Source organism: Microbacterium sp. JB110 (assembly GCF_003335195.1).
Taxonomy (GTDB): Bacteria; Actinomycetota; Actinomycetes; order Actinomycetales; family Microbacteriaceae; genus Microbacterium.
Genome location: NZ_QPGM01000001.1, coordinates 352,186 through 367,209 on the forward strand (window position 1 = coordinate 352,186; position 15,024 = coordinate 367,209).

At 67.3% G+C, this 15,024-nt stretch carries 9 protein-coding genes and 2 pseudogenes; 7 read left to right on the plus strand and 4 right to left on the minus strand.

The window, feature by feature from the left end; translation table 11 throughout:
• Positions 1–10: 10 nt before the first annotated feature.
• The 4 genes and pseudogenes from polA to gdhA all read left to right on the plus strand — a co-directional run bounded on the left by polA (position 11) and on the right by gdhA (position 7,288).
• Complete coding sequence (gene polA, locus CIK77_RS01650) at positions 11–2,641, plus strand: DNA polymerase I (RefSeq protein ID WP_087055431.1); 2,631 nt, start codon at positions 11–13, stop codon at positions 2,639–2,641.
• Positions 2,641–4,317, plus strand: a pseudogene (locus tag CIK77_RS01655) (DUF885 domain-containing protein). The gene polA and the pseudogene CIK77_RS01655 overlap by 1 nt, the downstream one beginning before the upstream one ends.
• Before the next feature lie 20 nt (positions 4,318–4,337).
• A complete protein-coding gene (locus tag CIK77_RS01660; RefSeq protein ID WP_087055430.1) occupies positions 4,338–5,693 on the plus strand; it encodes an MFS transporter in 1,356 nt (451 codons plus the stop codon).
• A gap of 251 nt (positions 5,694–5,944) precedes the next feature.
• Entirely contained in the window at positions 5,945–7,288 is a 1,344-nt protein-coding gene (gene gdhA / locus CIK77_RS01665) for an NADP-specific glutamate dehydrogenase (protein ID WP_087055429.1), read from the plus strand.
• Between the two features lie 89 nt (positions 7,289–7,377).
• Here gdhA and poxB read toward each other — a convergent pair whose 3' ends face one another.
• Positions 7,378–9,111: a ubiquinone-dependent pyruvate dehydrogenase gene (poxB, locus tag CIK77_RS01670; protein ID WP_087055428.1), complete on the minus strand. Its 1,734-nt coding sequence runs from the start codon at positions 9,109–9,111 to the stop codon at positions 7,378–7,380.
• A gap of 163 nt (positions 9,112–9,274) precedes the next feature.
• Here poxB and CIK77_RS01675 point away from each other — a divergent pair, with 163 nt between their 5' ends.
• Complete coding sequence (locus CIK77_RS01675) at positions 9,275–10,309, plus strand: LLM class flavin-dependent oxidoreductase (protein ID WP_087055427.1); 1,035 nt, start codon at positions 9,275–9,277, stop codon at positions 10,307–10,309.
• Between the two features lie 15 nt (positions 10,310–10,324).
• Here CIK77_RS01675 and CIK77_RS01680 read toward each other — a convergent pair whose 3' ends face one another.
• Entirely contained in the window at positions 10,325–10,666 is a 342-nt protein-coding gene (locus CIK77_RS01680) for an ASCH domain-containing protein (RefSeq protein ID WP_332841601.1), read from the minus strand.
• Positions 10,653–10,951 (minus strand): annotated as a pseudogene (locus tag CIK77_RS18000) (alpha-L-arabinofuranosidase); the annotation flags it as partial. The pseudogene CIK77_RS18000 and the gene CIK77_RS01680, both read right to left, overlap by 14 nt.
• Before the next feature lie 90 nt (positions 10,952–11,041).
• On the opposite strand from CIK77_RS18000, the gene CIK77_RS01685 reads away from it, so the two are divergent.
• Positions 11,042–13,933 (plus strand): S8 family serine peptidase, encoded by a 2,892-nt coding sequence (locus CIK77_RS01685; RefSeq protein WP_114347176.1) that lies wholly within the window; start codon positions 11,042–11,044, stop codon positions 13,931–13,933.
• A 235-nt stretch (positions 13,934–14,168) separates the two neighbouring features.
• Here the strand turns inward: CIK77_RS01685 and CIK77_RS01695 are convergent, their stop codons facing one another.
• A complete protein-coding gene (locus CIK77_RS01695) occupies positions 14,169–14,642 on the minus strand; it encodes an ASCH domain-containing protein (protein ID WP_087055425.1) in 474 nt (157 codons plus the stop codon).
• Between the two features lie 78 nt (positions 14,643–14,720).
• Between CIK77_RS01695 and CIK77_RS01700 the strand changes: the two genes are divergently transcribed.
• Positions 14,721–15,005, plus strand: coding sequence for a hypothetical protein (locus CIK77_RS01700; protein WP_087055424.1), 285 nt, complete (start codon positions 14,721–14,723; stop codon positions 15,003–15,005).
• Positions 15,006–15,024: the final 19 nt, after the last annotated feature.

Below are 15,024 nucleotides of genomic sequence, written 5' to 3' on the forward strand. Positions count from 1 at the left end.
GGCTGGCAGGGTGACAGACACCGAAAAGCCTACCCTTCTGCTGGTCGACGGCCATTCTTTGGCCTACCGGGCGTTCTACGCACTGCCGGTCGAGAACTTCGCCACAAAAGACGGCCAGCACACGAACGGCATCTACGGCTTTCTGTCGATGTTCGTCAACCTGCTCAAGGCCGAGAATCCGACCCACGTGGCGGTGGCCTTCGACACGGCGCGCGAATCCTTCCGCACCAGGGAGTACCCGGAATACAAGGCGAATCGGTCTGAGTCCCCGTCCGAGTTCAAGGGGCAGATCCCGCTGCTGCAGGAGACCCTCGAGGCGATGGGCATCACCGTCATCGCCAAACCTGACTTCGAGGCAGATGACATCATGGCCACCCTGTCGACGCAGGGTGCTGAAGCAGGCTGGAGTGTGCTGGTCTGCTCGGGCGACCGCGACACGATCCAACTGGTCACCGACGAGGTGACCCTGCTGTACCCCTCCGTGCAGGGCGTATCGAAGCTGAAGCGCTACGACCCTCCCGCCGTGTTCGAGAAGTACGGCGTCGAGCCGGCGATGTACCCCGACATCGCTGCGCTGGTCGGCGAGACGAGCGACAATCTTTCCGGCGTGCCGAAGGTCGGCGAGAAGACCGCAGTGAAGTGGCTGAATCAGTTCGGCTCGCTCGACGCCGTGATCGAAGGCGCGGATACGATCAAGGGCGTGGTGGGCGGCAACCTCCGTGATCACATCGAGGACGTGCGACGGAACCGCAGACTCAACCGCCTGCTGCGCGACGTCGAATTGCCCGTCGCGGTGGCCGAGCTGGAGAGGAAGCCCCTCGATTCGCAGGCGGTGCGCGACATCTTCGCCAAGCTCGAGTTCCGGGCGCTGCTGCCGCGCGTATTCGAAGCCGCGGGCAGCGTCGAGGGTGACGACGAAGGGGCGGCCCCGATAGCCGAGGCACCCCAGCCGAAGCAGCTCGAGGCTGCAGAGCTCGCGGCGTGGGCGGGCGCTGCCACCGGCGAGATCGGGCTCGCCCTGACGCTGGCAGACGGGCTCCCGGATCGGATCGGGCTCGCCACAGTCGACGAAGTCGTCGAAGCATCCTGGTCGGCCGGTGTGGCCGAATCGCTGGGGGAGTGGCTCGCCTCAGACGCACCGAAGGTCGTTGCCGACGCCAAATCTCAGGTGAAGGCACTCACACGCGCAGGTGCGCCCCTGCGCGGGCTGGCCTTTGATCCGATTCTCGCGGGATGGCTCGTGCGGCCGAGCTTTCCCGACAAGACTCTCGCGCACCTCGTCGAGCGGCTGCTCGGTGAGACGCTGCCCGAGGCCGATCCTTCGCAGCTCGTGCCGGAGCACGATGGTGCGACGCCTGGCCAACTCGCCTGGTACACGGTGCGGGTCGCAGATCCTCTGCGCGACGAGATGCCGGATTCCGTGGCGCCCGTGTTCACCGACATCGAGATGCCGACGGTTCTGGCTCTTGCCGACGTGGAGCTGGCGGGTGTCGCCGTTTCGCACGAGAAGCTCTCGGCCTTCGCCGGCGAGCTCGGCGGGCGCGCGGAGTCGCTGGCACAGGAGGCCTTCGCCACCATCGGGCACGAGGTGAACCTCGGCTCACCGAAGCAACTGCAGGAAGTGCTGTTCACCGAGCTCGATCTGCCGAAGACGCGCAAGACGAAGACGGGCTACACCACTGATGCGGCGGCACTGGCCGACCTGCAGGAGAAGGCAGACCACCCGTTCCTCGGGCTGCTGCTGCAGCATCGCGAGGCGACCAAGCTGAAGCAGATCATCGACGGGCTCGACGGAGCCATCGACGAGACGGGGCGCATCCACACGACCTATGTGCAGACCGGAAGCCAGACGGGGCGCCTGTCCAGCACGGATCCGAACCTGCAGAACATTCCGGTGCGCACCGAGGAGTCAGCGCGCATCAGGGCGGCCTTCGAGGTCGGCTCCGGCTACGAAACGCTGCTCACCGCTGACTACTCTCAGATCGAGATGCGCATCATGGCGCACCTGTCGGGAGACCCCGGTCTGATCGAAGCATTCAGATCGGGCGAGGATCTGCATCGGTACGTCGGTTCCCACGTGTTCGGTGTCGAGCCGGGAGACGTCACGCCGCAGATGCGATCCAAGGTGAAGGCGATGTCGTACGGTCTCGTCTACGGCCTGTCGGCGTTCGGCCTGGCCAAACAGCTGCGCATCGAACAGCGCGAGGCGAAGCAGCTGATGGTCGACTACTTCTCGCGTTTCGGCGCGGTGCGCGACTATCTGCGCGGGGCAGTCGAGCAGGCGCGTGAGACGGGATACACCGAGACGATCTTCGGTCGCCGCCGGCCGTTCCCCGACCTGAAGAGCCCGAACCGGGTGCTCAGGGAGAACGCGGAGCGTGCCGCACTGAACGCCCCGATCCAGGGCAGCGCGGCCGACATCATGAAGATCGCGCTGCTGCGCATCAACGATGATCTGCGGGAACTCAGCTCTCGCGTGCTGCTGCAGATCCACGACGAACTGGTGATCGAGATCGCACCGGGCGAGTGGGACCGCGTCGAGCAGATCGTGCGCGACCGGATGGGGTCCGCAGCCGAGCTGTCTGTGCCGCTCGACGTGCAGGTGGGCCATGGCAGCAACTGGGACGAAGCGGCGCACTGATGGACGCCCGCGAGCAGACCGACGTGGATCGCGTCGCCGACGGCTGGGTCGATGCGCTCGCCAGGCTGCTGCCGACTGTCGCCACGGCGATCGGCCGCGACGAGGGTCAGGACCGCTTCTAAGACTTCTCGCCGGAAGGCGAGGACGCTCTCGACGACGCCGCGAAGCTCGCGCGCCGTGCCCTCGATGGCGCACAGTCCGCCGACGAGGTCGATGCGATCACTCGGATGGATCTCGCCGCCGAGCTGGACCGAGTTCGTGAGGTGCACCGCTCTGGCTGGTACCGGCGCGACCTGAACGGGCTCGAGAGCCCGCCTCAGCGCATCAGAGACGCCTTCGACCAGATGCCGACCGAGACGAATGCTGACTGGGCGACGGTCGCCGCACGTCTGGGATCGATCCCGCGCGCTCTGCAGGGGTATGCAACCGCGCTGCGAGAGGGCATCGCGGAGGGGCAGACGCCGGCGCTGCGCCAGGTTCGGCAGGTGATCTCACAGAACGAGCGCTACATCTCCGATGGCGGATTCTTCGCTTCTCTCGGCGCCGACCGCGAGCTGTCCGGCGCTGTCGCGGCGGATCTCACCCGCGGGCGTCAGGCGGCACGAGATGCGTACGCGGAGCTGGGAGCATTCCTCCGCGACGAGCTGGCACCGGCGGCGACGGATCGGGATGGAGTCGGCAGTGAGCTGTACGCGATGCATTCGCGCGGCTTCCTCGGCAGTCGCATCGACCTCGACGAGACCTACGAGTGGGGCATCGAAGAGCTGGGGCGCATGGTCGTCGAGCAGGAGAACGCGGCCGACAGCGTCCTCCCCGGTGCATCCGTCGCCGAAGCCATTGCACACCTGGAGCGAGATCCATCGCGCAAACTGAACGGCCCGGAAGAGCTGAGGCGCTGGATGCAGGCGACGAGCGACCGTGCCGTCGCCGAGTTGGGCCGCACGCACTTCGACATCCCTGAGCCGGTGCGCCGCCTGGAATGCATGATCGCTCCGACGCACGAAGGCGGCATCTACTACTCCGGTCCCACAGACGATTTCTCTCGTCCCGGCCGGATGTGGTGGTCCATACCGGAGGGTGTGAACCAGTTCGACACGTGGCGCGAGCTGACGACGGTGTACCACGAGGGCGTTCCAGGGCATCATCTCCAGATCGGCCAGGCCGTGCACAATCGGGAGCGGCTGAACTCGTGGCGACGACTGCTGGCCGGAACATCCGGACACGCGGAGGGATGGGCTCTGTACGCCGAACGCCTCATGGAAGAGCTCGGGTACCTCGAGGAGCCGGCTGACCGTCTCGGTATGCTCGACGGTCAGCGCTTCCGCGCAGCCCGCGTCGTCCTCGACATCGGCGTGCACCTCGGCAAACAGCGTCCGGACGGTCGCGGAACGTGGGATGCGGACTACGCTCTCGACTTCATGCGCGGGCACGTCAACATGTCGGATGCTTTCGTCCGCTTCGAAGTGAACCGCTACCTCGGATGGCCGGGTCAGGCCCCGGCGTACAAGGTCGGCCAGCGCATCTGGGAGCAGATCCGTGACGACGCGCGTGCCGCGGAAGGCCAGGCGTTCTCGTTGCGCGACTTCCATCGGCGAGCGCTCGATGTCGGCGGTGTGGGGCTCGACACTCTGCGGGCGGCGCTCGTGAGCCCTGCGGATCTTCCGGACGCGCCATAGTACGGATCAAGCCGAATAGAATGGTCACTATGACCATTGCTTCACGCCTGGACGATCTGCCGCTGTCGCGCCGACACGGTCGTGTGATCGGCGGCTCCGGAATCGGCTGGGCGCTCGACGCGATGGACGTGGGGCTGATCTCGTTCATCATCGCCGCACTCGCCAGCGAATGGGCGCTGGACGATACGACGATGAGCCTGATCGCGTCGGTGGGCTTCGTCGGGATGGCCGTCGGGGCCGGCGTCGGCGGGCTCATCGCCGACAAGCTGGGCAGGCGCCAGGTGTTTGCGCTGACGCTGCTCGTGTACGGCATCGCGACGGGTGCCAGCGCGCTCGTCGGGGGAGTGGGCATGCTGCTCGTGCTCCGCTTCATCGTGGGCCTCGGCCTCGGGTCCGAGCTGCCCGTCGCATCGACGTACGTCAGCGAGTTCGCTCCTGCACGCATCCGCGGCCGACTCGTCGTGATCCTCGAAGCCTTCTGGGCGGTCGGGTGGACGGCATCTGCGGTGATCGGGTACTTCGTCGTGCCGCTCGAGAACGGCTGGCGCTGGGCGTTTGCGATCGGCGCGATTCCTGCGCTCTACGCTCTGGCGGTTCGGTGGGGGCTGCCCGAGTCGCCGCGCTGGCTGGAATCGAAGGGCCGGCTCGCGGAAGCCGAGCGCATCGTGCGGCAGTTCGAAGGGGACAGCGCCCGACCGGTGACGCAGGTGTCGGATGTGCAGCCGTCCGGTCGCCGCGCTGGCGTGGCCGACCTGTTCCGGAGTGGGCTCGCCCGCCGCACGGCCGCGCTGTGGGCAGTGTGGGCGTTCGTGAACTTCTCCTACTACGGGGCGTTCATCTGGATTCCGTCGATCCTCGTGTCACAGGGCTTCGACCTGGTGCGCTCCTTCGGGTACACCCTGATCATCACCCTGGCGCAGCTGCCGGGGTACGCGATGGCCGCCTGGCTGATCGAGGTGTGGGGTCGTCGTGCGACTCTGTCGGTGTTCCTGGTGGGGTCGGCGATCTCGGCGATGCTGTTCGGCACGGCGGGCGAGGTGTGGCAGATCCTGCTGTTCGGCTGTCTGCTCTCCTTCTTCAACCTCGGGGCGTGGGGAGCGCTGTACGCGGTGAGTCCCGAGCTGTATCCCACGCTGGTTCGTGCCACAGGAGCGGGCGCAGCGGCGACCGTGGGGCGGATCGCCTCGATCGTCGCGCCGCTGTTCACACCGTGGGCGCTGAACCTGGGAGGCGCGCCGCTGGTGTTCACGGTGTTCGCCATCTGCTTCGCGGCCGCGGCCGCAAGCGCGTGGGGGCTGAGCGATCTGAAGGGGCGGTCGCTGTCGGATGACCTCGCCGACTCGGGGACGGATCGCCCGGTGTCGCCTCAGCGGTAGGGCAGGCGGCGCGGTCTTCTCTGGGCCCGCGATGCCATAGAGTGGGCGGCGGTGGTGCCTTGGCCGCGGTCCGGGGCCTCGTTTCGCTGGGCGACAGCGATGCACCATCCGACGGCTGGGGCGCGTCGACACACGATGTCGGCCTCCCGAGGCCCCGCACGCATCACGCCGACGCACCCAATCGGCGCAGGGCACCACGGTGCCCACAGCGGCGGGGAGCGGCCGCTGACTGACATCCAGAAAGGACCCCTATGCTCGACCCTGCCCTTCAGAAGACTCTCGATGCGGTCTTGGCCCGCAATCCCGGCGAACCGGAGTTCCATCAGGCAGTTCGCGAGGTCTTCGACTCGCTCGCCGTCGTGCAGCAGCGTCACCCTGAGTACAACGACCAGGGCATCCTGACGCGTCTGTGCGAGCCGGAACGGCAGATCATCTTCCGCGTGCCATGGGTCGATGACAAGGGCACCGTGCAGGTGAACCGCGGATTCCGCGTGGAGTACAACTCGGCTCTCGGACCGTACAAGGGCGGGCTCCGGTTCCACCGGTCGGTGAACCTCGGAATCGTGAAGTTCCTCGGCTTCGAGCAGATCTTCAAGAACTCGCTCACAGGCCTCCCGATCGGCGGCGGCAAGGGTGGCAGCGACTTCGACCCGCACGGCAAGTCCGACGGAGAGGTGATGCGCTTCTGCCAGTCATTCATGAGCGAGCTGCACCGGCACATCGGCGAGTACACGGATGTGCCAGCAGGTGACATCGGCGTCGGCGCGCGCGAGATCGGCTATCTGTTCGGCCAGTACAAGCGTCTGACGAACAGGTATGAAGGCGGAGTCCTCACCGGCAAGGGCCTCGACTGGGGCGGCTCGCTGGTCAGGAAGGAAGCCACAGGATACGGCGCGACGATCTTCGCGGAAGAGATGCTGAAGGTGCGCGGCTCGTCCTTCGACGGACGTCGTGTCGGTGTCTCAGGCTCCGGCAACGTGGCTATCTACGCGATCGACAAGGTGCAGCAGCTCGGCGGCGTCGTCGTCACCGCATCCGACTCATCCGGATACATCGTTGACGAGGACGGCGTCGACCTCGAACTGCTCAAGCAGATCAAGGAGGTCGAGCGCGGCCGGATCGCCGACTACGTCGATCGTCGCGGCGGTCGCTCGCGCTTCGTCGCGGATGGCAGCATCTGGGAGGTTCCCGTCGACGTCGCCCTGCCATGTGCGACGCAGAACGAACTGCACCAGAAGGACGCAAAGCGCCTCGTCGAGAACGGCGTGATCGCCGTCTCGGAGGGCGCGAACATGCCGTCGACGCCCGAAGCTGTCGAGGTGTTCCAAGACGCGCGCGTCGCGTTCGGCCCTGGCAAGGCAGCCAACGCTGGCGGCGTGGCCACCAGCGCGCTCGAGATGCAGCAGAACGCGTCTCGGGACTCGTGGACCTTCGAGTACACCGAGGGGCGTCTGACCGACATCATGCGTTCGATCCATCAGAACACGCTCGAGACGGCTGAGGAGTTCGGCAAGCCCGGCGACTACGTCGTCGGTGCCAACGTCGCCGGCTTCCGCAAGGTCGCAGACGCGATGCTGGCCTTCGGCGTCATCTGACTCAATCTGCACGAACTGGCCTCGCCGCGCCCGATGGGAGCCGAGGCCAGTTCTGCGTTCTGAGGCTGAGGATGCCCTGCTCCGGCCGCTCAGTCGAACAGCCGTCTGAACACGTTCGTCTCCGCGAGGTCGAGCAGTTCCTCGCCGCGCCCCGACAGGATAGTGCGCAGTGCATAGAGCGTGAAGCCCTTCGCCTGCGCAGCGGTGATCGTCGGCGGGATGGACAGCTCCTGCCTGGCCGTGACGACGTCGATCAGAGCAGGTCCATCATGTGCGAATGCTTCGGTGAGGGCGTGTTCGAGATCGTCGGGTTCCTCGACGCGCTGGGCGTGGAGACCGATCGCCTTCGCCACATCCGCGAAGTTCGGATTGTCCAGTTCCGTGGCGTAGTTGACGAAGCCTGCGGCCTTCATCTCCAACTCGACGAAGTTCAACGAGGAGTTGCTGAAGACGACGATCTTGACGGGCAGCTTCAGCTGGCGGACGGTGAGCAGCTCTCCGAGCAGCATCGCGAGCCCGCCGTCTCCTGCGAGAGCGACGATCTGGCGATCCGGGAACGCTGACTGCGCGCCGATCGCGTGCGGGAGCGCGTTGGCCATCGACCCGTGGCTGAAGGAGCCGATCAGTCGGCGTCTGCCGTTCATGGTCAGGTAGCGGGCAGCCCACACCGTCGGGGAGCCTACGTCCGGGATGAACACCGCGTCGTCATCGGCGAGATCGCTGACGAGCTTGGCGACGTACTGCGGGTGGATCGGCGTGCGGTTCCTGTCGTTGCTGGCCAGCTCGTCGAGCTCCTTGCGCGTCTTGGCGTAGTGCGCGGTCGATGAGCGGAGATGCTTGTCATCTGCGTGCTCGTCCAACAGAGGCAGCAGCGCATCGACGGTGTCGCGAACGCTGCCCACCATGCCCATATCGAGCGGGGTGTGACGGCCGAGATTCTCGCCGCGGATGTCGATCTGAATGATCTTCGCCTTCGACGGGTAGAACTGTCGGTACGGGAGATCGGTGCCGAGCATCAGCAGCACGTCGCAGCTCTCCATCGCGCGGTATCCTGACGAAAAGCCGATCAGCCCCGTCATTCCGACGTCGTAAGGGTTGTCGTACTCGACGAACTCCTTGCCTCGCATCGCATGCACGACCGGAGCCTTGAGCCTGTCGGCGATCGCGATCAGTTCGTCGTGAGCGCCTTCCGTGCCTGCGCCGGCGAGGATCGTGACCTTCTTCGCAGTGTTGAGCAGATCGGCGGCACGCCTCAGCTCAGCATCGACAGGGCGGATGATGTGCTGCGCACGCGATATCGGCGCTGACCGACGCGTGCTCGGGCTCTCGGCGAGGAAGACCTCGCCGGGTATCACGATCACCGCGACCCCGCGCTTCTCGATCGCATTGCGCATCGCGATCTCCAGCACGTACGGCAGCTGTTCCGGAATGCTCACCAGCTCGCTGTACACGGATGCCTCCCGGAAGAGCTCCTGTGGGTGAGTCTCCTGGAAATAGGCGCTCCCGATCTCCGGTCCTGGGATCTGTGCGGCGATCGCCACCACGGGGACACGGCTTCGGTTCGCATCGTAGAGCCCGTTGATCAGGTGAGTGTTCCCCGGGCCGCAACTGCCTGCGCACACGGCCAGCTGACCGGTGAGGGCGGCATCGGCCGCGGCTGCGAACGCGGCAGCCTCTTCGTGACGCACGTGTTGCCACGCGATCGAGCCGTCGCGGCGCAGTGCGTCGGTGAAGCCGTTCAGCGAGTCGCCCGGCAGTCCGTAGATCCGCCGTACGCCTGCATCCTTGAACGATTCGACGATCGTGTCGGCGATGGTGAACATGGTCTCCTCCGCATCGTGCGTGATGGCATGCCCGACCAGCCTACGACTGCGTGTCGTCCTCGTCACGGAAGTGCGTGATATCCGGCGGCGTCAGGCGAGCTCTGCGCTCCGCACGACTGCGCGATCAGGGAATGAACACGAATGTATAGCGTTGAATAGAACTATGACCGTTTCGCGAAAGAACATCGGCTTCCTCTCGTTCGGCCACTGGACGCCGCATCCGCAGTCACACACGCAGAGTGCGAGCGACGTGCTGCACCAGTCGATCGATCTGGCCCAGGCCGCAGAGGACGTGGGCGCGGACGGCGCGTACTTCCGAGTGCACCACTTCGCCAGGCAGCTCGCCTCGCCCTTCCCGCTGCTGGCCGCCGCCGGCGCGAAGACATCGAAGATCGAGCTCGGCACGGGCGTGATCGATCTTCGCTACGAGAACCCGATGTACTTCGTCGAAGATGCGGGCGCGGCAGATCTGATCTCCGATGGCCGCCTCCAGCTCGGCGTTTCGCGTGGGTCACCCGAACAGGTCGTCGACGGATGGCGCTACTTCGGCTACCAGGCGGGGGAGGACGACCCGTCCGGCGCGGAGGCCGCCCGCGAGAAGATGCGGATCATCCTGCAGCTCCTCGAGGGTGAGGGGTTCGCACAGCCGAGCCCGCGCCCGATGTTCCCGAACCCGCCTGGCCTGCTGCGCCTCGAACCGCACAGCGGCGGATTGCGGCAGCGGATGTGGTGGGGCGCAGGTTCGAACGCGACGGCGGTGTGGGCGGCGCAGCAGGGCATGAACCTGATGAGCTCGACGCTCAAGGACGACGAGACCGGCGAGCCGTTCCACGTGCAGCAGGCCAAGCAGATCCGCGCGTTCCGCGAGGAATGGGCCAAGCACGATCACGACTTCGAGCCGCGGGTGTCGGTGTCGCGCTCGATCTTCGCGATCGTCTCGGACGAGGACCGGCGCTACTTCCTCGCCTCAGGCGACGGTGAGGACACGTTCGGGCTCATCGACAACACCCGGTCCGTCTTCGGCCGCTCGTACGCCGCGGAGCCGGATGTGCTCATCGACGAGCTGCGTCACGATGAGGCGGTCGCCGAGGCGGACACGCTGCTGCTCACGGTTCCGAACCAGCTCGGCGTCGCCTACAACGCCCACGTCCTCGAATCGATCCTCACCCACGTCGCGCCCGGCCTCGGCTGGCGCTGACCGCGGAAGGAGCGGTTACGCGGCCGCCCAGACCACCTCGAAGCGCTCGCAGACCACGGGCATGTCGGGTGCGAAGCCGCGGCCGCTCTCGCCGTAGGTGCGCCAGAAGCGTTCGTGGATCTCACGCCACGCCGTCAGCGTTCTGTCCCCTTCGCCCTCGGCGTGGGCGTGCTCCTCGTCGACCTGGTCGAAGGGCACGATCCGGATGCTCGTGGTGCGGATGAGCGCACGCGGCAATTCCGATCCGTTCAGCACGATGCTGAGGTCGCCGGCCTCCGGCACGCGCTCACCGATTGCCTCGTGGTCCCACAGTGCCGCTGCTGTGCCGGTCTTCGTGCCGTCGAGTATGCCAGGCATCGTCGATACGGCGCGGTCGGGCCTCGACGGGGTCGACGCCGTCCTCCCAGCGGTAACCGGAGACGAGAAGTTGCCGCCGGGGCAGCAGACCACCGTCGGTCCCATCTCGCGGACGAACTCCAGGACATCCCGGCGGAACCCGCGTTCGTCGGCCCGGGGCATGGCCGACTCGAAGATCCCGGTGCAGACGCAGTGTCCCGTGTGCTCGACGAACGATCCGAACAGCCTTCTCGGTACCTCCGCGATCGCGAAGTCACGGTCGATGGTGATGCGGGCGTGAGTCATTGCGCTCGGGATGATCCGCTCCGCTGGTGTGATCCACTGGCCGCCGTCGTGGCGTTGTAGGCTGGCTCCGTTTAAAGGAGTGTGCAGTCGATGGTTCACGGCCCTGCCGGTACGCCGTCCCCCGTCGGGCGGAAGAAGAAGATGATCATCATCGGTGCGGCCGTCGCCCTGGCGGTGCTGGCGGGTGGCGCGCTCTGGTGGGCGCTGAAACCCGCCGCCCAGCACGACCTGGGCTCGCCGGAGGCCGTGTCGGCGGGGGAGGAGTTTGCAGCCGACCTCGTGGACGGGGACAGCGCGGTCACGCAGCGCCAGACGGTGGCAAGTCCCGACTTGTTCCACTACTCCTTCGACGAGGAGGACCTCGCGGAGGGCGCCGACGGGTATCCGTTCGTGGCGAACCAGCTCGTCATCCGGACGACGCCGGAGGCGGGCCTGACCGAGGCGAGGGAGATCGCCGACGATATCGGCGCGCGGGTGGTCGGCCTGAACATCTTCCTCGACCAGTACCAGCTGCTGCTGGACGAGGCCGTCGCTCAGGACGATCTGACGGCGCTCGGCGACGAGGTGTCGCAGCGGTCCGGCGTGGCGGCCGCGGAGGAGAACCTGGTCACGGCGATGGGTCCCGCGGAGGCGGGCGGCGAGTGGGCCGGCGCTTGGGGACCGGCTCTGGGCCCCGACAGCGCGGGGAACTGGGGAATGCAGGCGCTCGGGGCTCCGGCAATCTGGGAGTACGCGGACGCCCACGAGGGCGAGCTCGCCCCGACCACGGTGGGAGTAGTCGATGCCTTCTACAAGAAGCAGTGGCACGCGGACCTCGCCCCCGATCCCACCTCGCTGCTGCCCTCCGGCGAGGCCGACGAGGACTCCTCGACGCACGGCCTGCACGTGTCGGGAACGATCGCCACGCGCCACGACCGGCCGACCGGGATCCGCGGGGTCGCCCCCAACGCCGAGCTGTCCTACGCCTCGACCGGCGAGATCCGAGGTGACCACGGGGGATTCTGGGGCTGGGCCGGAGACAAGGTCGGTCTGATCGACCGGGTCTCGACCGACACGGCGCTGACCTTCGTGGTCGAATCGGGGGCGAAGGTCGTGAACATGTCGTTCGGCGCCACGAGCAGCGAGGAGGGCCGGAAGGCCCAAGAGGGCGACGAGGCCGTCCAGGAGAAGATGGCGCAGTGGGCCGACGACCGCGCCGAGGCCCTGAACGGGCTACTGGAGAGGCACGACTTCCTCGCGGTCTCTGCTGCGGGCAACGACTCGTGCATAGAAGAGGAGATCGGGAACGAGGAGAGGGTTGCCCCGTGCACCGTCGTTGGGTCCTTCGACGCGGGCAATGAGTTGAAGGGCGCTGCCCAGAGAACCCCGCTCGGCAACCGACTGATCGTTGTCGGGGCCACCACTCCCGCCGACGGCGGCTTCGAGATCGGGTGGTTCTCGAACGGCAACGCGGACGTCGCCGCGCCCGGCACCGACATCCTCTCCGCGGTGGCGGACGACGGATACGACCTCAAGACGGGCACGTCGATGGCGGCGCCGCACGTCTCCGGGCTCGCCGTCGCGCTGTTCGGAGCGGACCCGCAGCTGACCGCCGCCGAGGCGAAGAAGCTCATCGTCGGCACGGCCAACGCCGCCCCGGCCGCCCGCTGGGACGGCCAGGACGACGAGAAGACGTCCGCCCCGATCGCGAACGGGGCCGCGGCGTTCCAGATCGCCCTGATGACAGCGGAGATGGACGAGGGACCGCGGAAGGGTTTCATCGACCAGGTGTCGAGCGGGGCGGTCACGGCGTCGGACACGGAGCTGCCCGCCCCGCTGCTGGGCACCTGGTGCGCTCCGGGCGAGAACGGGGACGGCCAGGCGGACTGCTTCGACCTGCAGGGCCACCTCGCCGAGCAGGGCGGCGGCGTGCAGGTGGTGGTCACCCCGGATGATCCCACCGGACGTGAGTCGATCTCCTCGACCGTCGTCCTGTGCGAGGAGGGGAGTTGCGATGAGCGGGACGAGCGCGTGCAGCTGCGGTATTTCCCGCCCGGGGCCGTGTCGGACGCGGGGTCGGGTAGCCCGGCCCACGACGTGTCGTATCCGCGCATCGCGGAGGTCGCCTGGGGCGAGGGCGGCAACCCCGTCATGGGCGAGCCGTACCGGCTCACGCTGGGCGCGGAGGGCACATTCCCCGAGCTGCCCTTCGCATCGGAGGAGCGGCCGTCGCTGGCGGACGGGGCCCTCGACGGCGCCTGGCGGCCCGCGGCGGGGAGCGCGCCCGGCGGCGTGATCATCCGCGGGGACGACGTGTTCCGGACATCCGGCCAGACGGAGAAGATCTTCCAGGTGACGCCCGACGACGACGGCACGGCCTTCGTCGACGTCATCGCCGCCGGGTACTCGTCCTGCGCGGCAGAGGTGGGAAGCGCCTGCGCGCCGCTGGGCCGGGCGATCCCCGCGGGCACGCCGGCCGCCATTCCCGGCTCCTACGGCATCGCGGACGTTCCGGACAGGGATCGCATCTGGAACGCGCAGTCGGGTGAGCTCCTCGTGCGCGAGCCGCTGCCGTCGGCCGCGGACTTCCCCGCCGAGCTGCGAGGGGAGTGGTGTGCGAAGAACGATTCGGAGGAGTGTTTCAGCGTTGAGGCCCTGCTGGAGTCGACACCGACCGCTTTCGTGAGCGGGACGTCCGACTCCGAGGAGGTGCAGGGGGCCAAGGACTTCTCGCTCTGCCTGGTCGATGATCTCGGTTCAGGCGAGTGCACGACCGCCGCGTCGCAGTTCCTCCGCTATTTCCCCGTCGGGACCGAATGGGACTGCGCCGAGGCGGGCAGGAAGGGCGAGCTCCCGTACGGGTTCACCTCGTGCGACCCGGACTTCACTGCGGAGCACGACCCCTCCGAGCCACGCCTGATCGTGCTCCCCAACCATCAGCACGACAAGCAGTATGTCGACAGCGTTCCGCTGTACCGGACGGGAGACGGGGCCGGGCAGTGAACTGATCCACGGCTAGGGATCACAGGCCCTGGTTCGATCAGCGGATGGGCGGCGAGGGCGTCCCGGACGTCCTCGCCGTCGATCGTGTAGAAGTTGAACTTTGTCGTGCCGCCGCCCTCGCCGCGCGCCCAGGGGTACTTCAGCACGGCGGCGCGCACCGCCGCGGTCAGGTTGAGTCCGAGGCCTTGGGCGGCCGTGGTACAGCCGATCACAAGGGATACGCTCGCGTGGTGGTCTACGCGGCCGCCCAGACCACCTCGAAGCGCTCGCAGATCACGGGCATGTCGGGTGCGAAGCCGCGGCCGCTTTCGCCGTAGGTGCGCCAGAAGCGTTCGTGGATCTCACGCCACGCCGTCAGCGTTCTGTCCCCTTCGCCCTCGGCGTGGGCGTGCTCCTCGTCGACCTGGTCGAAGGGCACGATCCGGATGCTCGTGGTGCGGATGAGCGCACGCGGCATCTCCGCTCCGTCCAGGATGATATTGAGATCGTCGGCCTCCGGCACGCGCTCACCGGTCGCCTCGTGGTCCCACAGGGCCGCTGCCGTGCCGGTCTTCGTGCCGTCGAGGACGAGGGCGAGCAATTCATCAGCGTGTTCGCGTGTGGCGCCGAACGCCCACGCCTCCGCGGGCTCTGATGGCAGGCCGTCGACCTGCAGTCGGGCCGCTGCCCAGAAGTCATCGATCTCCTGCGTGCGCGCGATGATGCTCATCCGATGAGTCTATGAGACGGCCGGAGACCGCGCGGCTCCGGCGCGAGTGCGCGAGTCGCCTGCGGGTAGACCCGGCCAATGATCATGACATTCGTCGTCGGGCAGCAGGAACAGCACACCGTGGTGTTCTCAATCGACAAGTTCTGGGGCCGCCTCACCATCACGGTCGACGGGCAGAGCGTAGTCGACACCGTCCGGCTGCTGTCCGTCAACACCGTCAAGACATGGGAGTTCGAGGTCGGCGCGAACGAACGGCACACGGTTCGAATCGACAAGCATCGCGCCGTACTGTTCGCCGGGTTCCGCCCCCAGCCGGTCTACGCCTACGTCGACGGAGTGCTGGTCGCCCAGAGCGTCGCGTAGCGGCCGCGCCTTCGTCAAC